General features: G+C 39.9%; 22 protein-coding genes and 3 riboswitches. Of the genes, 5 read left to right on the top strand and 17 right to left on the bottom strand.

Annotated elements, in window-relative coordinates; translation table 11 throughout:
• Positions 1–10 precede the first annotated feature (10 nt).
• The 4 genes from MHI20_RS00430 to MHI20_RS00415 form a co-directional block, all read right to left on the bottom strand.
• Positions 11–1,204, bottom strand: coding sequence for an anti-sigma factor domain-containing protein (locus tag MHI20_RS00430; RefSeq protein ID WP_045034958.1), 1,194 nt, complete (start codon positions 1,202–1,204; stop codon positions 11–13).
• Positions 1,201–1,956 (bottom strand): RNA polymerase sigma factor SigI, encoded by a 756-nt coding sequence (sigI, locus tag MHI20_RS00425; protein WP_008346139.1) that lies wholly within the window; start codon positions 1,954–1,956, stop codon positions 1,201–1,203. Before sigI ends, MHI20_RS00430 begins: the two co-directional genes overlap by 4 nt.
• A 215-nt stretch (positions 1,957–2,171) precedes the next feature.
• The gene (locus MHI20_RS00420; protein ID WP_045034957.1) at positions 2,172–2,963 is read right to left on the bottom strand and encodes a TerC family protein; all 792 of its coding nucleotides are present in this window, start codon (positions 2,961–2,963) and stop codon (positions 2,172–2,174) included.
• A gap of 32 nt (positions 2,964–2,995) precedes the next feature.
• Positions 2,996–3,166: riboswitch (yybP-ykoY riboswitch) on the bottom strand.
• Positions 3,167–3,244: 78 nt separating this feature from the next.
• On the bottom strand, positions 3,245–3,859 hold the full coding sequence (locus MHI20_RS00415; RefSeq protein WP_045034956.1) for a DedA family protein: 615 nt from the start codon (positions 3,857–3,859) through the stop codon (positions 3,245–3,247).
• Positions 3,860–4,107: 248 nt separating this feature from the next.
• Here MHI20_RS00415 and MHI20_RS00410 point away from each other — a divergent pair, with 248 nt between their 5' ends.
• A complete protein-coding gene (locus MHI20_RS00410) occupies positions 4,108–6,531 on the top strand; it encodes an EAL domain-containing protein (RefSeq protein ID WP_045034955.1) in 2,424 nt (807 codons plus the stop codon).
• A 235-nt stretch (positions 6,532–6,766) separates the two neighbouring features.
• Here the strand turns inward: MHI20_RS00410 and MHI20_RS00405 are convergent, their stop codons facing one another.
• The 3 genes from MHI20_RS00405 to MHI20_RS00395 all read right to left on the bottom strand — a co-directional run bounded on the left by MHI20_RS00405 (position 6,767) and on the right by MHI20_RS00395 (position 7,946).
• Positions 6,767–7,231: a MarR family winged helix-turn-helix transcriptional regulator gene (locus MHI20_RS00405; RefSeq protein ID WP_088004396.1), complete on the bottom strand. Its 465-nt coding sequence runs from the start codon at positions 7,229–7,231 to the stop codon at positions 6,767–6,769.
• A gap of 356 nt (positions 7,232–7,587) precedes the next feature.
• The gene (locus tag MHI20_RS00400) at positions 7,588–7,752 is read right to left on the bottom strand and encodes a hypothetical protein (RefSeq protein WP_008346148.1); all 165 of its coding nucleotides are present in this window, start codon (positions 7,750–7,752) and stop codon (positions 7,588–7,590) included.
• A gap of 38 nt (positions 7,753–7,790) precedes the next feature.
• A complete protein-coding gene (locus tag MHI20_RS00395; protein WP_008346151.1) occupies positions 7,791–7,946 on the bottom strand; it encodes a hypothetical protein in 156 nt (51 codons plus the stop codon).
• Between the two features lie 192 nt (positions 7,947–8,138).
• On the opposite strand from MHI20_RS00395, the gene MHI20_RS00390 reads away from it, so the two are divergent.
• Entirely contained in the window at positions 8,139–8,468 is a 330-nt protein-coding gene (locus MHI20_RS00390; RefSeq protein WP_007498778.1) for a MerR family transcriptional regulator, read from the top strand.
• Positions 8,469–8,725: 257 nt separating this feature from the next.
• Here MHI20_RS00390 and MHI20_RS00385 read toward each other — a convergent pair whose 3' ends face one another.
• Entirely contained in the window at positions 8,726–9,088 is a 363-nt protein-coding gene (locus MHI20_RS00385) for a cupin domain-containing protein (protein ID WP_081105410.1), read from the bottom strand.
• A 208-nt stretch (positions 9,089–9,296) separates the two neighbouring features.
• Here MHI20_RS00385 and MHI20_RS00380 point away from each other — a divergent pair, with 208 nt between their 5' ends.
• The gene (locus MHI20_RS00380; RefSeq protein WP_039170301.1) at positions 9,297–10,160 is read left to right on the top strand and encodes a LysR family transcriptional regulator; all 864 of its coding nucleotides are present in this window, start codon (positions 9,297–9,299) and stop codon (positions 10,158–10,160) included.
• Between the two features lie 133 nt (positions 10,161–10,293).
• On the opposite strand, the gene MHI20_RS00375 is transcribed toward MHI20_RS00380, so the two are convergent.
• From MHI20_RS00375 to MHI20_RS00335, 9 genes are all read right to left on the bottom strand, one after another.
• Entirely contained in the window at positions 10,294–10,692 is a 399-nt protein-coding gene (locus MHI20_RS00375) for a hypothetical protein (protein WP_007498783.1), read from the bottom strand.
• 101 nt (positions 10,693–10,793) lie between these two features.
• A complete protein-coding gene (gene mgtE, locus MHI20_RS00370; protein WP_007498785.1) occupies positions 10,794–12,152 on the bottom strand; it encodes a magnesium transporter in 1,359 nt (452 codons plus the stop codon).
• Between the two features lie 207 nt (positions 12,153–12,359).
• A riboswitch (M-box (ykoK) riboswitch) is annotated at positions 12,360–12,523 on the bottom strand.
• Between the two features lie 131 nt (positions 12,524–12,654).
• Positions 12,655–12,798 (bottom strand): hypothetical protein, encoded by a 144-nt coding sequence (locus MHI20_RS00365; RefSeq protein WP_008346168.1) that lies wholly within the window; start codon positions 12,796–12,798, stop codon positions 12,655–12,657.
• A gap of 174 nt (positions 12,799–12,972) precedes the next feature.
• Complete coding sequence (locus MHI20_RS00360; RefSeq protein ID WP_008346169.1) at positions 12,973–13,491, bottom strand: PepSY domain-containing protein; 519 nt, start codon at positions 13,489–13,491, stop codon at positions 12,973–12,975.
• A 93-nt stretch (positions 13,492–13,584) separates the two neighbouring features.
• A complete protein-coding gene (locus MHI20_RS00355; protein ID WP_041507401.1) occupies positions 13,585–14,274 on the bottom strand; it encodes a PepSY domain-containing protein in 690 nt (229 codons plus the stop codon).
• Positions 14,275–14,340: 66 nt separating this feature from the next.
• Positions 14,341–15,690: an ATP-binding protein gene (locus MHI20_RS00350; protein WP_039170294.1), complete on the bottom strand. Its 1,350-nt coding sequence runs from the start codon at positions 15,688–15,690 to the stop codon at positions 14,341–14,343.
• A 3-nt stretch (positions 15,691–15,693) separates the two neighbouring features.
• Positions 15,694–16,380: a response regulator transcription factor gene (locus tag MHI20_RS00345; protein ID WP_008346176.1), complete on the bottom strand. Its 687-nt coding sequence runs from the start codon at positions 16,378–16,380 to the stop codon at positions 15,694–15,696.
• 199 nt (positions 16,381–16,579) lie between these two features.
• Entirely contained in the window at positions 16,580–16,783 is a 204-nt protein-coding gene (locus tag MHI20_RS00340; RefSeq protein ID WP_008346178.1) for a helix-turn-helix transcriptional regulator, read from the bottom strand.
• Position 16,784: 1 nt separating this feature from the next.
• Positions 16,785–17,087 carry a hypothetical protein gene (locus MHI20_RS00335; protein ID WP_041092341.1) on the bottom strand — a complete coding sequence of 101 codons (303 nt, stop codon included), beginning with the start codon at positions 17,085–17,087 and terminating at the stop codon, positions 16,785–16,787.
• A 460-nt stretch (positions 17,088–17,547) separates the two neighbouring features.
• On the opposite strand from MHI20_RS00335, the gene MHI20_RS00330 reads away from it, so the two are divergent.
• Both MHI20_RS00330 and metE read left to right on the top strand, forming a co-directional pair.
• A complete protein-coding gene (locus tag MHI20_RS00330; RefSeq protein ID WP_007498796.1) occupies positions 17,548–18,507 on the top strand; it encodes a S8 family peptidase in 960 nt (319 codons plus the stop codon).
• Positions 18,508–18,619: 112 nt separating this feature from the next.
• Positions 18,620–18,812, top strand: a riboswitch (cobalamin riboswitch).
• A 156-nt stretch (positions 18,813–18,968) separates the two neighbouring features.
• Entirely contained in the window at positions 18,969–21,257 is a 2,289-nt protein-coding gene (metE, locus tag MHI20_RS00325; protein WP_041092339.1) for a 5-methyltetrahydropteroyltriglutamate--homocysteine S-methyltransferase, read from the top strand.
• Positions 21,258–21,362: the final 105 nt, after the last annotated feature.

The following is a 21,362-nucleotide window of genomic DNA, read 5'->3' as shown; positions in this document are numbered from 1 at the left end:
TGGCGTTTTTTTACTGTTCATATGTAGGCTCATCCCGGTTTTCACGGTATGAGGGCGATGTGTTTTTTCCTTTTTGTTTGACGCCATCTCTGTTACGTTCGCCGTACGGACGATTCTGACCACTGTCGTTTTTTTTTACATGCTTTTCAGTATCACCACGTGATGTGCCATTTGGATGTTTTTTTTCATCTGGATCAGTCGTGTGATTTTTTTTTTGCTCTTTGTCTTTTTCAAAAGAGCGATCCTTTTCTTCTTTTCCCTTTTTCTCTTTGTTGTCAAGATGAGGGCTTGTTTGGTGAGGCTTTTGAACAGCTCCTTGCTCTTCCCTCTCAACTTCCTTCTGCTCTTTGTCTTCGCCTTCAGGAGCTTCTTTATCAGGCTGCATCTCATCGCTATCGTCTGTCTTTATGTCTTCTTTTTTGTCTTCGTCTTTTTGATCTTCATCAGCATTTTTCGGCTCTTCTTCTTTGACAGCCTCGTCATCTGCTGGATCTTCATCATCTTTTTTAAAGTCCTCTTGTTCGTTGTCTTGCATTTCTTGATTTCTAATATAAGTTCCTGTTGAAATGCCTGCTTTTTGTGCCTTTTCTCTTGTTTCCAGGTCACCTTCCACAGTTTCCAGCTTATAATTGCGCTTTTGATATTCCCCCGAGATGGTGCTGATTTTACTTTTTACGTTTGTTTTGTATGTATGATCCTGCTTGTTTTCATAAACAGTTGAAATATAAATGCTTTTAGAGTGGTTCACGTATCCTTTTTTATCACAATCATCGATGATTTCCTGCACGACTTTGGTCATGTCGTTTTTTTCTAAATCTTTCATACTGGCCAGTACTTGCTTCGCATCTTTATTCAGCGGAGTGACACCGATCACTTGATAATTGTGATCGAGTTTCAGCTCAAAGCTTGGGTTAATGTCAATCGTCATATATGCATATGCTTTTTGACTTGAGAAAGATGGCATCATAGTGAAAATCACGACAATAATTGCTGCAATTGATAGAATTCCTGCATTTAACGGACGTAAACGAAGCAGGTCAAAAAAACCGGCTCTTTTTCTTTCGAGACGTGATTCATTCGGAAACGTCACTTCTTGACCGATTTCATAGTCTTGCTGTTCATACTTTGTCCGCAGAAATTGTCCATCAGGGGTCAGCAGTGTGACATATTTTTTGTTTTTCTCGACTATAATGCCTCTTCTCATGAATTAAGCACCCCTTTAAGGTAATCTTTCAAATACACATAATCACCTGTCATAATGATCGCCATCGCAATAATATATTTTCTATTTCTCTCAATCGTTTTGCGGCTGACTTCCACTAGCTTTTCCAGCTGTTTGACTGGCAATTGTTTTTTCTGAAATAAAATGGTTCTCAGTTCATCGTGCTTAACGAGTGTATGGGCCACTTTAATGGCATTTTGTCTCGCATCCGCATGCTTTGGTGAATGCTCAAGCAGTTCTTGAAACGTAAGACCATATACTTTCAATCGTTCTTTAAAATGTTCAATCTCTTCTCTTCTATGTTCTTGTTCAATTAAACGCCTATATTCATTTGCAGAAAGCTCTGCTTCAATCATGCTTTGCGAGTATTCGCCATTCTCACTTTCTTGAAGGTCCATTTGAACCGTTGGCGCGTTTCTTGCTTCTTTTCGAATATAGTCGATTACTTTTCTTTTAATAATTAACTCCGCAAATGCAAGGAGTGAGTTGCCTTTTTCGGCAGAGTATTTTTCTATCGCTTCATTAAAGGCAATTAAGCCTACGCTAAATTCATCATCTTTTTCATCTATATATCGTTTACAAACGGATGAAACCGTCTTAGCGACAAATGGTTTGTATTGCTCTATTAATGCATTTTGCAGCTCGGTATCACCCTGTTGGATGTTGATTGCCGACTGCTCTAATGTTTGCTTTTTCTTTCCCTTTTTAAACAAAAGGCTAAGCAATGGTTTCACCTCAGTTCTCCCTATATTACTCATTTATGATAGCTAATTTATGAGGGAAGCGCAAAGGAAGAAATGAGGAATTCATTTCCTGTTACTCAATTGTGACATGTATTTCTTTATCTACTTTACAACGTTTCGTTTAAAAGCAAAGAAATAAGGGGGTATCCCCCCCTTTTTTGTAATATACGTGTTATGAAAATGAAATGATATTTCTTTCAAAAAACCTACTCTTCCAGCCGCTTCTCTTGTTTTTCCTCGTTTTGTTGGCCGCCTTTTCTTGATGGACTTGATAAAAACCAGCCAAATGCTGCAATCGCGAGAAGGACCGTCCAGAAAATGATTTTCCATAATGTTGAATGAATGAAATGAGAGGACACGACCCCAATAGCTGGATGAGAAAGTGTATAGAGCGTCAGCTTCACGCCAACCCATCCGACAATGACAAATGCTGCTGTTTCTAGGCTTGGTCTCGTTTTAAGCAGTTTCACAAATACAGTCGCCGCAAACCTCATGATCACTAGACCAATGATACCGCCTAATAGAATGACAATAAATTGACCGCCATCAAGCCCGCCAATTTGTGGAAGGTTTGTTGCTGGCAAAGTCACAGCTAATGCAACGGCTGCTAAAATAGAATCTACTGCAAATGCAATGTCAGCAAGCTCAACTTTTACGACGGTTGCCCAAAAGCCGCTTTGTTTCATGTTTGTGTCTGCTTCCTTTTTCTTAAATACGTGCGATTTTAAAATATGGTGAATCGAAATATAGAGAAGATAAATTGCGCCAATGGCTTGAACTTGCCACACATCTACTAAAAACGAAATAAGAAAAAGAGAACCGAATCGCATGACAAATGCTCCCGCAAGTCCGTAAAACAATGCCTTTTTTCTTTGTTTTTCAGGAAGGTGTTTGACCATCACAGCCATAACCAGCGCATTATCAGCTGCTAAAATCCCTTCTAATCCAATCAATACGAGAAGAACCCACCCGTACTCTAAAATAATTGCTGCATCCATCATCATTCCTCCTTATTTTTTATCTATTGTCCCACAACAGACAAAGGCTTATGAATGCAAAAAAGACCTTTGCCTATAATGGCAAAGGTCTTGCTAGACATGTGATATGTAAATCATGCCAACAAAGCCGATGGAATGAGATTCCATGTAATGACGACTTTGTTTCCGGTGATAACCGGACGCTACTCCCCTTTGGTGGGATTAAGAATATTTAGATTACTTATATCATAATCAACAGACCCCGGATTGTCAACAGGTGACTTTTCATCTTCACCCGCTGATTAAGCCGTTGGTGTTTCTGTTTTTCTTTTTCTTCGTTTGAGCCACACGTAGAAAACAAACAACAAGAGCATACCAATCCCAATCGGCAATACATATGGTTCTAAAATGGTTCCAACCTCTTGCCAGTTCTCTCCAAGGACAAATCCTAAATACACGTACACAAATGTAATCGGCGTAATCGCCAAAAACGTATACAGGCAAAAAACCCACACATTCATCTTCGCAATCCCGCACGGAATGGAAATAAGGGTTCTGACCCCTGGAATAAACCGGCCGCTAAACGCAACAAATCCGCCATGCTTTTCAAAAAAGGCATCCGATTTATCAAGTGACTCAGGTTTAACAAAGAAATACTTCCCATATTTATTTAAAAAGGGTCTCCCTCCATAACGCCCTAACCAGTACAAGGTCAAGGGGCCTGCCACACCGCCAATAGAACCGGCAGCCACAACACCAATGAAGGCCATGTCCCCTTTTGAAACCCAGTAACCTGCAAGAGGCAACACCACTTCAGCAGGAACAAATTCAATGCATAATGCAAGAAAGATGCCGAAGTACGACAAATTCTTAAAGGCATCAGCTAATGAAATAATAAAATCTTCGATGTTTATCAATCCCTTTCACACATAATCAGTTTGACAGGCTATGCTTGCAAATCGTACCGTGCCACCTATTAAACGAATAAAAAACCAAAAATGATTCACTTTTCTTCGTTTTTTTACATTAAATTTGATTTTACTATAAAAAATGTTCAAAAAAAATGCTGAATGCCCTTTTTAAGTAAAGGAAAAGTGAACACAGGCGCCACTTGATCCGATATATTAAGTATATGTCTGTTTTTAGATACAGGAGGTTTTCTTACATGACACATTTAACAGGAAGCTACAACGGATGGCTTGTCTTTCTGTCAGTCGCTGTCGCCGCTGTCGCCTCCTACTCAGCTCTTCAATTAGCCAGCCGGGTGATCCAGTCGAGCGGCGCAAAGAAAAGAGTATGGTTGATCATTGGTGCGATGATCATGGGGATGGGAATATGGTCAATGCATTTTATTGGCATGATGGCGTTTCATCTACGCTCTGGTATCACATATGAAACACCCTTACTCATTTTATCGATTTTGACCTCTTTTATCGGTTCTTTCATTGCTTTTTCAATATGTATTCAGCAGCAACTTTCCACAAGGCGACTTTTGATTAGTTCGATCACGATGGGCTCAGCTATTTGCAGCATGCACTACCTCGGATTGGAATCAATGGCGAATGTCACCATCAGCTATGACCCTGTTCTCTTTTTTCTTTCTTTTTTTATTGGTGCGCTCGCTTCATTCTTTTCATTACACCTTTTTTTCCGGCTTCATCACTCTGAGAAAAGGCGGGAGGATCAGCTGTTAAAAATAGCGGGTGCACTGATGATGGGCGGTGCTGTTGCGGGCATGCATTACACTGGCATGGCGTCTTCGACGATGTTTTTTCATTCAGATGGTCAGGTCGCTGCGGGTGGTTCTCTTGAAATGTCACCATTTAGCCTGTCCATTTTCATCGGTCTGATGACGCTTATCGTCCAATCACTCATGATTTTCGGCGCCTATATTGATCACCGAATTATGTCACAATCAGATCAGCTAAAAGAAAATGAACAGCGGTTCCAATCACTGATCAAACATAATATAGATGGGATTATCGTGTTATCTGTTGATCGAAAAGTGATATCTGCGAATGACCCAGGCAAACACATTTTGAAAATGTGCAATTCCTGGATTGGTGATGATGTGAGTCAATACGTCATGCCAACTGAGATGTGGGAAGACTTTATTTATCAATCAAAAAAAGCAATTACGCGTGAAGCAGAACTGAAAGCAGCAGATCGGTTTTATTATTATCATGTTACATACATACCCGTACACGTCAACCATACACTTGACAGCATTTATCTCGTTTTAAAAGATTTAACCCAGCAGAAGATTGCTGAAAAAGAAATTCATGTGATGGCACATTATGATGCATTAACTGAACTTCCGAACCGTCGTCACGGAATTAATCATTTAAATGATGTTTTATCCGCTCAAGAAGAGACAAAAACGTCAACGGCAGTTCTTTTTCTTGATTTAAATCGGTTTAAAATTATTAATGATGCCCTTGGTCATAACATAGGCGATCTGCTGTTGAAAGCCGCCGCAAACAGACTAACCAAATGTTTGCCTGACAATGGCTTTATTGCAAGAATTGGCGGGGATGAATTTTTAATGATCTTTCCTCACATGGAGCATAACACACATAAAATTGAACAGCTTTTGGAAAACATCATTCGCCAATTTGAACGTCCTTTTTTCATTCAAAACCATCAGCTCATTACATCCATTAGTATTGGAATCGCCATCTCTCCGCAAAACGGAAAGAATGGTATGGAATTGATGAGAAAAGCAGATATGGCCATGTATTTATCAAAGAAACATAAACAAAGCCGCTATGAATTCTTTACTGAATCTATGGAGAGATTGAGTGAGGACAGACTCAATCGCGAACTGGAGCTACGAGATGCCATTCAAAGAAAGCAGTTTGTGCTTCATTATCAGCCGCAAATCAGCGCCAAAACAAGACAGATGACAGGTGTTGAAGCCCTTTTAAGAATGAAAGCACCAGACGGTTCTCTAAAATCACCAGAGGCTTTCATTGAGCTTGCTGAAGAATCGGGCCTGATTATCGATATTGGAAGATGGGTCATTGACACGGCATGTAAGCAGGCAAAATTGTGGTATGACAAGCAATTGAAAATCCCTGTTGCGGTCAATTTATCTGCTAAGCAGTTTAACTCTGAAGACTTAATTGATTTGATCAAACTAACGCTAAAAAAATACGACCTTCAACCATCACTTCTTGAGCTTGAAGTGACAGAAAGCATGACAATGGACAACATCAAGCAGTCAAAACAAGTACTGACATCTCTAAAACAACTTGGCGTCCGTATTAGTATTGATGATTTTGGTACAGGCCACAGCTCTTTAAGCTATTTGAAGGATTTGCCGATTCACCGCCTGAAAATTGATAAATCATTTATCGAGGATATTTTGAGCGATTCAAAGTCTGAGCAAATCACAGGGGCTATTATTGCAATGGGGCACCAGCTATCTCTAGAAGTCATTGCTGAAGGTGTTGAAACTTTTGCACAAGCGCAACTTTTATCTGCGCAGGGCTGTGACGATCTACAAGGCTTTTATTATGCCAAGCCACTTCCAGCTAGTGATATTGAAAAATTTATCGCCTATCCTGCTCATCAGCTGGATACATGAAAAAGGTGCCAACCAATGGCACCTTTCAGCGTGTAGACAAACCCTCGCATTCTTTGTCAGTCCTGCGTGCTGGTGCTCACGAATGACAAATTCGCTCCGCGCCAGTACTCGTCCTTCCTAGACTGCAAAGGTTTTCTATCACGCTGGGCTGAAAAGAAGACAAAGGGCTAAAATCAAGTTCATTTTAGCCCTTTGTCAACAATCTAAAAGGTGCCAACCATGGCACCTTTTCGTTTTATCTAAATAACAAATGCTGACTGTGAATACCTGCTTTTTTCAGCAGACTAATTAATTGCTCCTGTTCTTCACGCGAAAGACCAGAAAACGCCCGCGCAATTCGAAGAGAATGGATTGGATAAATCTTATCCAAATAACTGCGCCCTTTATCCGTTAAATGAGCATAAACTGACCGCTTATCCTTTGGGTCCTGTTCTCTTTCAATGAAACCATTTCGTTCTAACTTGTCAATTACGTACGTAACATTCCCGCTGACAAGCAGGAGTCTTGAGCCGATTTGCTGAAGTTTTTGAGCACCTCTCGTATACAGTAATTCGAGAACGGCAAATTCAGTTGGATTGAATCCATGCTCCTTGCTGTCTCTAATACTGTGTTCGGAAACGCTTTTAAATGCCCTTGCAAAAACTTTGTAAAGCGTCATTGAACGTTCTACTTCTTCTTCATTAAACGATAGTCTCATCACATATCTACCTCTTATAATATTTTTTTAACTTCAAGGCTTTCTTGCGGTGCAGTTGGAGCCTTTCGTAAAAAATAGAAGTACGTTTTTGAAAACCCTTTCAACCACATAAGTGACTCCATTCGTGTTATGTATAAGATTTCGATATAAACTTTTAAAATCCTTCTTATTTTTCACAATCATCTCGAAAAAAAGCTTTTCCAGCAAACCATCATGTTACGACAAATTTTAACATAATCTGTAAAGGCTCTATATTTTCTTACATTTGATTCGTCAAATTTCTACAAAATTCAATATTGCTATAATATTAAACACACAAAAAAGAACCCTTCATGTGACAAAGCACATGATAAGGGATGTTAAAGATAGCGATCGGTTTTGTTGAAAAAGAAATGATACTCTTTTTTTAAGTCACTAATTGTCATGTTCTTGGTCATATCAGGGCTATACACCCCAAGTGAGCAAAGCTGCTTCGTATAATAATGTCTTTCTTTCGCTAAAGCTTCTTTTAATATACGCCGCATGACATCTCCCCTCCTATCAATGGATATGGATCGGGTGCTTATGAGGACTTTTTATACAAATCATTTTGTACGGCTCTAAGAAGAGCATGTGCATTCTGACCCGCAGCCTGCATGAACTGCTCCAGCAGTTCATCCCTCTTCACATCTAATGCGATGATTTCTTTTGCCATACGGATGATCTGTGTTTTCTCCATCAAGTGCGCCTCCTCCTTATTTTTTCTTTTTCTTATCATATGTTCACGTGATATAATTTGCACTTTATATGTTAATTTTCCTTCCATTGTTTTTCACTTTATTCATTTTTGTGTTATATTATCTAACAAACGTTAGGTTTTTTTACTGACTGTTCGATATAATATGAAGAAAAGACTTGCAGGGGTGAGGATATGACGCAGGAAGATGTATCTTATAAAGATAAAAAAGTCATTTCAATCGGGATTGTCAGTGAATTAACAGGACTTTCCGTCAGGCAAATCCGATATTATGAGGAACGTAAACTCATCTACCCCCAGCGCTCAACAAGAGGCACACGGAAATATTCTTTTTCTGATGTAGAACGTTTAATGGATATCGCCAATAAACGGGAAGATGGTGTGCAGACAGCGGAAATTTTAAAAGACATGAAGAAAAAAGAACAGGCATTAAAAAGCGGACAATATAAGAAAAAAATGCTGGAAGGCCAAATTAACGCACACTTCCGGTATAAGAATCGATGAACTAAATAAAAAATGCTTACTCAGCAAAATAGACTTAGCATCTGACGACCTGTTTATGAAACGATGAAAGCACGAACTGACCCAAAGGCCGATTCTTACTGAAGAGTCTATTTCAGGTAGCGAAAGGAAATGCGTTACAGCTCATCTTGAATCATTGAAGCAACAAAACGAGGCAGCAATTGCAGCCTCGTTATTAGCTAAAACAACCATTCAACTATTTATCCCCTAAGGTACTTGATCTTTAACGTTTTAGTTTTTCAAATTTGTTCAGGAATCGAAACAGTTCGTTCATTGAGCACATTCCCCGTGTTTAGCGTCGTTTTGGGTTCTATTAAGAGCAAGTGAACTTCTTCTTCAGCAATTGGCTGATGTTCAACTCCTTTTGGAATCACAAGAAATTCTCCTTCATGAAGCGTTATTTCCCTATCCCTAAAACGGATGACTAGATTGCCTTTCCACACAAAGAACATTTCATCCTCATCATCATGGTGATGCCAAATGAATTCACCCTTCATTTTTACCATTTTCATGTATGAGTCGTTCAACTCTCCACCTATTCTAGGATTCCAATAATCATTTATTTGCGAAAATTTTTCTTCGATATTTACCTTTGAAATCAATCGATTCCCCTCCTTATTAAATGGAAACGTCTGTTTTAGTTGCCACAGCTAAAAAATTCTCATTTTCTCCTCTCGATCAGATAAAAGGGACGCCGCAATGAGCATCAACCTCTTCTATCATTTAGTTTACATACTTCTTTGGATCACGTAAAATCAAAAAATAGCATATAGATCATCACAATTTGTGATGCAAAAAAGGAGAGTTAGTTTGGATATTAAATCTTTGGAAGTATTTAAAGCCGTTGCCATTGAACAAAGCATCACAAAAGCTGCTCAAAAATTAAATTATGTGCAGTCCAATGTCACCGCAAGAATCCAACGTCTTGAACAAGAGTTAGGTGTACCTCTTCTCTATCGATATCATAAGAAAATATCTTTAACGCCTGCAGGACGTGAACTGCTGCCCTATGTAAATAAATTACTATACGATTACGAAGAAGCGATAGAAGCAGTAAAGCTTTCCTCTACTCCGCGGGGTTCTTTACACATTGGATCTATAGAGTCCACCGCATCTACAAGATTGCCCAGCATTTTCACAGAATATCACAAAAAATTTCCACAAGTAGAATTGAGCTTGTATATGGCACCTACAGTCGACCAAGTTAGCGCTATCCTCAACTACAAAGTAGACAGCGCGTTAGTAGATGGGCCAATTCTTCATCCAGAAATCATCGAGTATCCTGTATTGGAAGAATCCCTCGTTCTCATTACAAGCTACTCCACGGAGCAATTCCAGGTAGAATCTATTTTACATGAGCCGTTGCTCTCGTCATTCGCCCATTGTATTTATTTAGGACGATGGCAAAAGTGGCTAGAGAACAACGGCTATCCTCCTATGAAGGTCATGGAATATGGTACGTTAGAGGGCGTCCTTAAATGTGTTGAAAGCGGGCTGGGAGTGACTATATTACCAAAATCTATGGTTGAATCTCGGGGGGAAGGCAAATTTACCTGTCATCCATTACCGGAACCACATCGGATCGTGCCCACTGTGTTGATCAGGCGACGTGATTCGTACATGACCAGTGCTCTGTCACAATTTATGGAGTTAATAGGCATTACGAATATGTGATCTGAGACAAATCATTGTTTTCATTAATAAGATCATGTGTGTTAAAAAAAGAGGATAGATAGAGCGTCATTCTTTCAGCTCTTCTATCCTTTTACATTATCTCAACTTATGCCAAGCATATGAACGATTCTTTTTATTTAGATGAAGCGTCAGTTCCTTCAACAACCCCTACAAAGTCAATTCGTACGCCGCCTTTTTCAGGATCTTCTTTCACCCGAAAGGCAAGCGCCTTTTTTTCTCCAGTGTTTGCATCTTTATAATTTGCATGAAAGACGTGGATGCTGGCTTCTTCCAATTGAAAATCTTCATAAGAAAGCGTCTCAATTCCCCATTCCTTTTTCGATTTAAGAATGTCACTTGGGCTTGGGACTGCGCCTTCGACATAGACATTGTCCATTTTTCGTTTATTTCCTTCAGTTATCGCTTCTAACATATGCTCTGATGCCACAAGTCTTCTGTCTTTCCCCTCGTCTTCTCTTGAACATGCACTTAGCAAAACAATGCACATGAAAATGAATAAAAACTTCTTCATTTTTTTCTCCCACCTTCTCCTTAAAATGTAAAGGATGGAAGCGCTATATGCAATCTTTATTCAAAAAAGACTGTAAAACGTTACATTTTACAGTCTTTTGACTACATCAGTGTATGAAGAAATGCTGTTGCAATTCCAAAATAGATGAGTAAGGATAAAATATCATTCAATGTTGTGATCAACGGTCCAGATGCAATGGCTGGGTCGACGTTTAATCTGTGTAAAATAATCGGCACGACCGTACCTGCCATTGTCCCAATAATCAGTGTTGCAAGAAGCGAGGAACCAACAACAAAACCTAAAATCATATTGCCCTGCCATACCATGGCAACGACCGTAATAATGATTGAACAAACAATCCCAATATAAATACTTGTTCTCAGCTCTCTGAAAATCAAGCGCATAATGGTTTTTTTCGTTAATTCTTCTTTTGACAATCCTCTAATGACAACCGCTAGAGACTGTGTCCCTGTATTCCCTGTCATACCTGCAATCATCGGCATGAAGAATGCTAAAGCAACGACTTGCTGCAAGGTATCTTCAAAATAATTCAAGATACTGCCTGAAATCAGCCCAATGAATAGAAGCAAAATGAGCCATGGAAGACGGCGGTATGCCGCCACAAATGCCGGTGTGTCGAACGTGATATCTTTACCAGAGGCAGCAAACTTTTCATAGTCTTCTCCTGCCTCTTGAATCACAACATCAATGATATCATCGACTGTCACAATTCCGACTAAGACATTGTTCTCTTCTACAACAGGGATGGCAAGGAAATCATATCGCTCAATGAGCTTTGCGATTTCTTCCTGGTCTTGAAAGGCACCAACGGCAATGACTCTTGTAAACATAAGATCCTGCACTTTTTCATCCGGTTCACCTAAAATAAGATCCCTGTATGAGAGTACCCCTACAAGCTGTTTTTGATCATTTATGACATATAAGTAGTTGATCGATTCTGCAATTTCAGCAAAGCTTTTCAGCTTCACCACGGCATCCTGAACCGTATAATGCTGCGGAATCCAAACGTACCGATTGGTCATGATCCGGCCTGCTGTCTCAGCAGGGTAATTCATGAGAAGCTGGACGGCCTTGGATTCCTCTGCTTCCATGTTAGATAAAAGCTGATCCTTCAGCTCATCCTCCATCTCATCAAACAAGTTGGCTAGATCATCGTTATCCATTTTGTTTGTGACGAAGGTGGCTTTGTCTTTCCCTACTTTTTCAAGAACAATCTCTTGATATTCCCGCTCCAGTTCACCCATCATTTCCGTCACGTCATCGACTGTTAAAAAGCTGAGAAAGCGGCCGCGGTGTTTTTCTGGAAGCTCCTTGAATAAGTAGGCCATATCATAAGGCTGAAGTTCTTCCATAATGTTTTTAAATTCTTTACGTTTTCCATCTCTTAGTAAAATAATGATGCGTAAAATGAGTTCATCGTACGTAATATTCTGTATCATCGCTGTTACCTCCCCAAAATCAGGAGATACCCGAATCCCTTAGATTGTGCGGGGGTCAGGATCTCCTCTATCTGATGCGTCAATCTGATCTTTTGAGATACTCTCTATGTGTCTCGAATCGGGATGATCCATCCCCACACCTCCTTTTCTCATAAAAAAGCACCTTCAACCGAATGAAGGCGCTTTGTAAGCATGACAAATAAACACTTGCTCCTTCAATCGTAGAGCTTTAGCACTGTATGGCATAGGATTCATCCAGCTGCATTAAAAATCACCTTATGTCGATGATTCCTGTTGACCCATTGGCGTCTTTGGACATTTTTGGGCAGCAGCGTATCTCCATACAGGAGCCTCACCTAACGAAGTCTCATATTGTTGACACACTGAGATTACAGAAAAAGCGCAATGATGTCAATAAGCAAGATGCCAAGTTTTCTGATGTATTCGCTTACTTTTCAAAAAAAGAGCGATAGACAAGTTGACCATCGCCCTTTCATGTCTTCTATTCCTCTTCTGGCTGATTCATATCCTCTTGGGAGAGGAGATGAAAAGAATCATGCAAAAACAAAGCATATCCTTCTCCATCAGGATGGGGAACATATTCCGCACGATCCATCGTCTGTTCTTCTTCTTTTTTCTTCATCATATTCTCTCGCCTCCTTTCCAGTAGTTTGTCCCAATGAAAAAACCTTACACATAAAAGTGTAAGGTTCAGCGTGTGCGTGCTGGTGCTCACGAATGTCAATTTCGCCCCGCGCCAGTACTCGTCCTTCCTAGGGCTGCAAAGGTTTTCTATCACGCTCAAAGGTTCATTTATACCTTAATCGTCCCATTCTTGCTTGAGGATTTTGCCTGTTTTAGCGGAAATCTCAAAATCAACTTCTTCGCCGCTTGGTGTCGTAATTTCAATTTCATACAAGTACACACCATTTTCTTTATCTAATTCTGAATCTGTGACTGTTCCTTTTACTTTTGCAAGGGCAATTTGTTCAGCCTGTTTTTTGGTGATTTTTACATTTTGTTTCTTTTCTTTGACTGGATCATTGAGCGCTTTGCCTGTTTTGGCATCGACATATACTTTATATTCAAAGCCGCCTTTTTTAATCTCGACCTCATATACCCATTTTCCTTTTTTACGCTCAAGATCTACATCATCTACATAGCCTTTCACAACTTTTAATGCTGCTTTTTCAGCCTGTTTCTTTGAGACAAAAGAAGATTTCTTTTGCACCACTTGTTCGGCATTTGCCGTTTGATTGGTATTTTGCGCTTGAAGGGTGAAACCACCTGCGACAAGGGCTCCTGTGAATGCTGTAGCTACTAGTACTTTTTTTATCATATTTCATTCCTCCTCTGTTTGATTTCTCCTTTATCTTAAAAAAACAAGATGATAAAGGAAGGAAAGGAACATGAGAAAATCATGAGAAAATGATTAGTTTTCGTACGTAATGCCTTCAATATCTCCTGTATAGGCATTCACTAACACCTCTGCCTCTCTTCCATCCGGCAAATCAAGCTCTACCTCAAACACGAGCATTCCGCTAAAAGTTTCAAGATCTGCATCATCCACTGTGCCGCCCACTTCTTTTACGGCAATCTGAATGGCTTCTTCTACCGTTATTTTTGTCAGCTTCTTTTCTTTAGAGGTTGGCTTTTTCTTTTCTGCTTCAATCACCTTGAACGTGTCTTTCTCAACATCCACTTGATACAGTTCTTTTTTTGATTGAATCGTAAAGATAAAGCGATCCGATTTTTCTTTCTTTTGAATCACGGTACCCTTCACTTTTTTCACTGCCACTTCTTCTGCTTGGAGTTCGGCATTTTTCTCATTTGGTTTTTGATAGCTCTTTAACTGTTTCATCTCTTTCATTTGACCGCTTGAGGAAGATGCAATGATTTGATAGATGCCATTTGAATTTTCAAGCGTCAATGTATAGTCCTGTTTATGATTGATCAGATCAATATTTGTGATGTTTCCATTGTAGTCTTTTGCGATGATTTTTTTAATGTCTGCTTCGCTTAATATTTTTTGGTCAATGGTTTGAATCATGAGCATTGCAAAGGCCACAAGAATGAAAAGACATCCTGTGAGCGTAAGCAGCATTTTCATTTTTTTAGACATGCAGCGCCTCCTTCCTATTTCCTATTTTATAAGGAGGAAATGAGAAATTGATGAGAAAAGACCTACTTATTTCTGAAAAAGAATGGTCATCACGGTTCCTTCACCGATACGGCTGTCTACCTTTAGCTCAGCCCCATGCTCTTCAGCAATTTGCTTCGCAATTGACAGGCCAAGTCCAGTCCCGCCCGTCTCACTGTTTCTCGCTTCATCCACACGGAAAAAGCGGTCAAAGATTTTCGGCAGATCCTCTTCTTTTATGCCTATTCCTTTGTCAACAACCGAAATAAACGGTTTCTCTCCTGCTCGTCCGCAGTTCACATCAACTGGCTCTGCACTATATTTAACCGCATTATCAATCAAGATGGTCAAAAGCTGTTTGATCTTCTCTTCGTCTCCTTCAGCAATCACAGGCTGATCTGTTTGTACATGAGTAAGGATGGTTCGATTGGTTGCCACTTCAAGTGTATGACCAACTTGGCTGCACAAATGACCAAGATCAACCGGCTTCATGTCCAAGTAAAGCGGCTGCCCATTTTTCGCCAGTGTGAGTAGTTGATCTGTCAGCCTTTTCATTTTTTTTGCCTCATCATGAATGGCTTGAGAGGATTCTTCTACGACCTCTGGCCGGCTTTGCCCCCAGCGTTTTAGTAAATTGCTGTAGCTCATGATGACGGTAATGGGTGTTTTCAATTCATGAGAAGCATCGTGCAAAAATTGCTGCTCTTTCTCATAATGTTTCTCGAGAATTTCGGCCATTTCATTAAAGGTTTGACCCATTTGATACAGTTCATCCTTTGAATCGCCTGTTAATTCAATTCGTTTAAATGCCTTTTCTCTCATACTTGCTTTCATCGTATTGGTCATTCGACTAATTGGGCGGACAATTTGTTTTGTTAAAATGTGGCCTGCAAAATAAGAAAGCACAATAAACAAAACGCCAGTAGTGATTAAAATCATTTTTAATAACGCCAAGTTCTCTTCTGTATTTTCAATTTCTTCATATACTTGCAGCGACACAATGTCCCCATTCGTCCAAATGACAGGGATAGCCGCGAACGCAATCATATGCTTATTGTATTCTTGAATTTCTGCTGTCTGACCAGATTCGTATGTAAAAGGAAGTGAGCTGAACGTAGATTCCTTCGTGACGGTCAGCTTTGATTCACCTTTCTCTGTGACGACACGGATCATACCATTTTGAGGCAGATACGCTTTCAGAAGCTCTGAAGATGGAAGGCCCTCTTCTTCTGACTTCTTTAGTGCAATCGCAATATTTTCAGCTACTTCCGACAGTCTGGACATATCTTTTTGCGTCAAAGTCATTGAAAAAATAAAATAAATCGCTGTATGAAACAGCAGCACCATTAAAAACAAGGACAACGATGTATAAAGCTGGATCTTATTTTTTAATCTCATGCTTTAACCTTTCATCACATAACCCACACCTCTCACTGTGTGAATCAATTGTTTTTCAAACGGGTAATCGATTTTTTTCCTTAAATAGCGAATATAGACATCAACCACGTTCGTGTCACCAAAATAATCAAAACCCCAAACAGCTGTTAAAAGCTGATCTCTTGTGAGCACTTGCTGCTGATGTTTCAATAAATGAACAAGCAGGTCATATTCTCTTGGTGTCAGCTCAAGCGTCTGACCGCCTCTTTGAATTTCTCTTGTTTTCTCATTCACCGTTAAATCTGCAATACTTAGCTCAATTTCCTTTTCCTCTTGCGCATTGTGATTGAACCTTAGCTGTGCACGAATTCTCGCTAATAATTCTTCTATGTCAAAGGGTTTTGTAATATAATCGTTTGCCCCAAGATCAAGACCGCTGACCTTATCGGGAACACTTCCTCTTGCGGTAATCAAAATGATCGGTGTTGCCGTATTTGTCTTTCGAACCCTTCTAAGCACTTCAAGTCCGCTTAATTCTGGAAGCATGACATCTAGAAGCACTAAATCAAAACTCTCCTCCTCGAGCGCCTGGAGTCCTTTCATCCCTGTATCTTGGACTGTGACCTCATATCCTTCATATTCAAGTTCTAATGACAGCACTCTTGCAATTTTCTTTTCATCTTCTACCACGAGTATCTTCCCTTTGTTCATCTCTATCTCTCCTATCTGAAAGGCAAGCTTGTCTTTCCATTATTATATGTTGCCTTTCTCCATTGGAACAGTCACAATCTTCATATTCTATTTTTCATGAATGAGGAATTGTTATGTAATATGGTTGATTTTTATTTTCAGCTGAACCTTTCACATTACACAAATCAACAAAAAAAGCCTCTTTTCTGAGGCTGGTCCCTTACTTCTTTTTAGGTTGACTGACAAAAAGCTCATCTACAGTCGTATTCAAAACAGAGGCGATGTCAAAGGCTAATTGTAAAGTAGGGTCGTACTTATCGTTTTCAATGGCATTGATGGTTTGTCTCGAGACCTTACACCGTTTAGCAAGTTCTTCTTGGGATAATTTAATGGATTTCCTTAGTTCTCTTATATGATTTTGCAATTTAATCACCATATTTTTTTCTGTATATGAGTAATGTAACTAAATATATGACCGAAATCACAGTTAGGAACATGATGGGAGAAATCCCAAACCCCTTATCAGAATTGTTCCCTTGGGTCGTTAAAAATATAGACTCTGCGACTTCTAATAAAAGCATACCAATGACCACCATAAATGCATACGATTGAGCTTTTGAGTAGATAAATCTCTTTCTTTCATCACCCTTTTGAATCATAGGCGCGATAAAAATGAACAGTCCGACCACTAATAAGATGACTGAATACACAACTTTGACAACATCCAACGGTTAGTCCCCTCCCAATCAAAATGTCAAATACTTTTTACATTTCAATCATATCATCCGCTTAAAAAATGTCAAATACTTTTTACATTTTATATTCCTTCGATCATTATAATGAAAAAACAATTATCTGCACATGCCATGTACCTTTTTCTTTTCTGTCATCCTCTATCTCTTTATATGATTGTTTTTTCGATCTGCCTTTTTTAGTTCTTTTCACCCATTTTCATCTGTACAGGTGCAAGCTCACTATGCAACATTTCATTCTTTTTCATATGATACTAAGAGTTTTCCTCAAAAGGTGACTTCTTTCGGCAAGATATGAGGAGAACTGCACAATAAATAATTATTTGATTATTTGAAAAATTATTACAATTGACCCTTTCCGATCAAACATTTGTTTTATACAATAACATTACGCAACCTGAATCTACTTTGAAAACAAAATAAGGAGGGCTTTCTTATGAAAGGTGAAATTCGCTTAATTCCGTATGAAGTAAAAGCCAATGTGATGGAAGCGAAAGAGACGCCGGAAAGTATTCAGGAGATTAAAGCACCCGAACTTTGGTCAAGTGGCTTCAAAGGAAAAGGCATAACCATTGCTGTCCTTGATACAGGTTGCGACACGGAGCATCCCGATTTAAAAGATCAGATTATCGGAGGAAAAAACTTTACCGATGATGACAATGGCGATGCTGAGAATGTAAAAGACTACAACGGGCATGGTACCCATGTATCAGGAACGATTGCAGCAACGGATCAAAATGGCGGCATTTTAGGTGTTGCGCCTGAAGCCAAGCTGTTGATCGTGAAAGTTCTTGGAGGGAAAAATGGCAGCGGGAAATACGAATGGATTATCAATGGCATTAACTATGCGGTTGAACAGAAGGTTGATATTATTTCCATGTCTCTCGGTGGGCCAAGCAATGAACCAGAACTGCAAAAGGCCATCCAACATGCGGTAAGCAGCGGTGTGCTTGTTGTCTGCGCAGCAGGAAATGAAGGTGACGGAGACGAGCGTACTGAAGAGTTCTCCTACCCAGCTGCATACAACGAGGTCATTGCCGTCGGCTCTGTCTCTCTTGCAAGAGAATCCTCTGAATTCTCCAATGCGAATAAAGAAATCGACCTCGTCGCTCCAGGTGAAGACATTTTGTCCACTCTCCCTAACCATAAATACGGAAGACTAACAGGCACTTCCATGGCTGCCCCTCATGTGAGCGGTGCACTCGCCATTATTAAAAATGCCGAAGAAGAAGCGTTCCAGCGTAAGCTGACAGAACCTGAGGTATATGCTCAGCTCGTACGGAGAACCCTTCCGCTAAAACAATCGAAAACCCTTGTAGGAAACGGGTTTTTATATTTAACTGCACCAGATGTACTTCTTGAGAAAACATTAGAAGCAGAACTTTTGTCTCTATAGGTACATGTTAGGTCCTGAGAAAAGATAGAATTTTCTCAGGATTTTTTTAATTAAAATTATTCAAAATTTACTTTGACGAAATGAAGTGAACGTTATATAATCGAACACAATAAATTCATAGTTTGAGAGTCGGTAATTCGATCACACGTCGAATTTTAATTGGGAAGACCGGTGAAAATCCGGCGCGGTCCCGCCACTGTAAGTGAGGAGAGCTTTTCGTTAATCATCCACTGTCGTGAAGATGGGAAGGATGAAAAGCTTGCAGATTCACTAGCCAGGATACCAGCCGCTCTATCACATCAAACCCCCTACGGTTGATAGGAGATGTCGGAAAAGCGTTCGTCATTGATACTTACGCCTTCTTTCGCACACACATTTTGTCTTTTTAAACCAGACATTTGCCCTCATCAATCTTGACCATGAGTGTGAGTGTCTTTTTATATTTAGAGGAGGAATTGGAATTGACAATTGTTAAAACAAGTAATCTAGGTTTTCCGCGAATTGGTTTAAACAGAGAATGGAAAAAAGCACTTGAGTCTTATTGGAAAGGTCAAACTGACCGAGAAACCCTCTTAAGCACACTCGATGAACAATTTTTAGCCGCTATTAAAACTCAAATTGATCAACAAATTGACGTTGTTCCTTCTGGGGACTTCACCTTCTACGATCACGTGCTGGATACTGCCGTTATGTTCAATTGGATTCCAGAGCGCTTCCGCAGCTTGAAAGACCCGCTAGATACATACTTTGCGATGGCAAGAGGAACAAAAGATGCTGTCTCAAGTGAAATGACAAAATGGTTTAATACAAACTATCACTACATCGTTCCAGAATACGAAAAAAGCACAGAATTCAAACTCACACATAACAAACCGCTTGAAGCATACGAAAAGGTGAAAAAAGCGTTTGGTGTTGAAACAAAACCTGTCGTTCTTGGTCTTTATACATTTGTTTCTCTTTCTAAAGGCTATGAAGCCAATGAAGTGAAAGAGATTCAGCAACGCCTAGTGCCGCTTTATACTCAGTTGTTAAAAGAGCTTGAAGAAGCCGGTGTAAAATGGGTTCAAATTGATGAGCCTGCTTTAGTCACAGCTTCAAGTGAAGACGTGAAAGCAGTAAAAGCCATCTATCAAACGATTAAAGAAGCTGTACCTGCCTTAAACGTTCTCCTTCAAACATACTTTGACTCAGTAGATGCCTATGAAGAGCTTGTGACGTATCCTGTTGAAGCCATCGGTCTTGATTTTGTCCATGATCAAGGACGAAACCTTGAACAATTGAAAAAACACGGCTTCCCAAAAGATAAAATTTTAGCAGCCGGTATCATCGACGGCAGAAATATTTGGAGATCAGATCTAGGAGAAAGATTATCGTTTATTTCTGAAGTGATTGCTGACGTGCAGCCGAAAGAAGTATGGCTGCAGCCTTCAAGCAGCCTGCTACATGTACCAGTTGCAAAACATCCGAGCGAACAGCTTGAAGAAAAACTATTAAACGGACTTTCTTATGCCACTGAAAAACTGGCTGAATTAACGCTATTAAAAGAAGGCTTATCAAAAGGAGCGGCTGCCATTGATGCAGACATCCATGCAGCAAATGAAGCACTTCTGACGTTAAAAGAATTCGCGAAAGGAACGAATGCGGACCTGACAGCAGAGCGCAACAGCCTTTCATCAAAGGATTTTAAACGTCCAGTTGCTTTTGAAGAACGACTACGCATTCAAAATGAATCTCTTGAACTGCCGCTTCTTCCAACCACAACAATCGGAAGCTTCCCTCAGTCAGCTGAGGTGCGCAGTGCTCGTCAAAAATGGCGCAAAAATGAGTGGACAGATGCAGAGTATGATGAATTTATTAAAAAAGAAACAAAAAGATGGATTGATATTCAAGAAGAGATTGGCCTAGATGTACTCGTTCATGGAGAATTTGAACGTACAGACATGGTTGAATACTTCGGTGAAAAACTCGCTGGATTTGCCTTTACAAAATTCGCTTGGGTTCAATCTTATGGATCACGCTGCGTGAAGCCGCCGATCATTTATGGAGATGTAGAATTTACAGAGCCAATGACAGTGAAAGAAACGGTTTACGCTCAAAGCTTAACAGAGAAAAAAGTCAAAGGAATGCTGACAGGGCCTGTCACGATCTTAAACTGGTCTTTCCCAAGAACAGATATCTCTCGTAAAGACATTGCCTTCCAAATCGCTTTTGCTTTACGTAAAGAGGTAGAAGCGTTAGAAGCAGCGGGTATTCAAGTGATTCAAGTGGATGAACCTGCGCTAAGAGAAGGTCTTCCTTTAAAAGAGAGTGATTGGGCAGCATACTTAAACTGGGCAGCAGAGTCATTCCGTCTATCGACATCGTCTGTTCAAAATGAAACGCAAATTCATACACATATGTGCTACAGTAACTTCGAGGATATTGTTGATACGATTGAAGACCTTGATGCAGACGTGATTACGATTGAACATTCACGCAGTCATGGCGGGTTCCTCGATTATTTAGAAAAACACCCGTATTTGAAAGGCCTTGGACTTGGGGTATATGACATTCACAGCCCGCGCGTTCCATCTGTTGAAGAAATGAGTAAAATCATTGATGATGCACTGAACGTATGTCCGACAGATCGCTTCTGGGTCAACCCTGACTGTGGACTGAAAACAAGACAAGAACCTGAAACCATTGCTGCTTTGAAAAACATGGTGACAGCTGCTGAAGTCGCTCGTAAAAAGCTAGCGCAGCACGCATAATGGACTCACTCTTCCCCTGCTGAACATTTGGCAGGGGTTTTTTATCCGCAAATTGTCCTGTTCGATCTCCTCCTACAATGATTCCTTTTCTATCATGATTCGTTT

Source organism: Bacillus sp. FSL K6-1106 (genome assembly GCF_038005245.1).
GTDB classification, from domain to species: domain Bacteria; phylum Bacillota; class Bacilli; order Bacillales; family Bacillaceae; genus Bacillus; species Bacillus altitudinis.
This window is presented reverse-complemented; position numbering and strand designations above follow the sequence as displayed.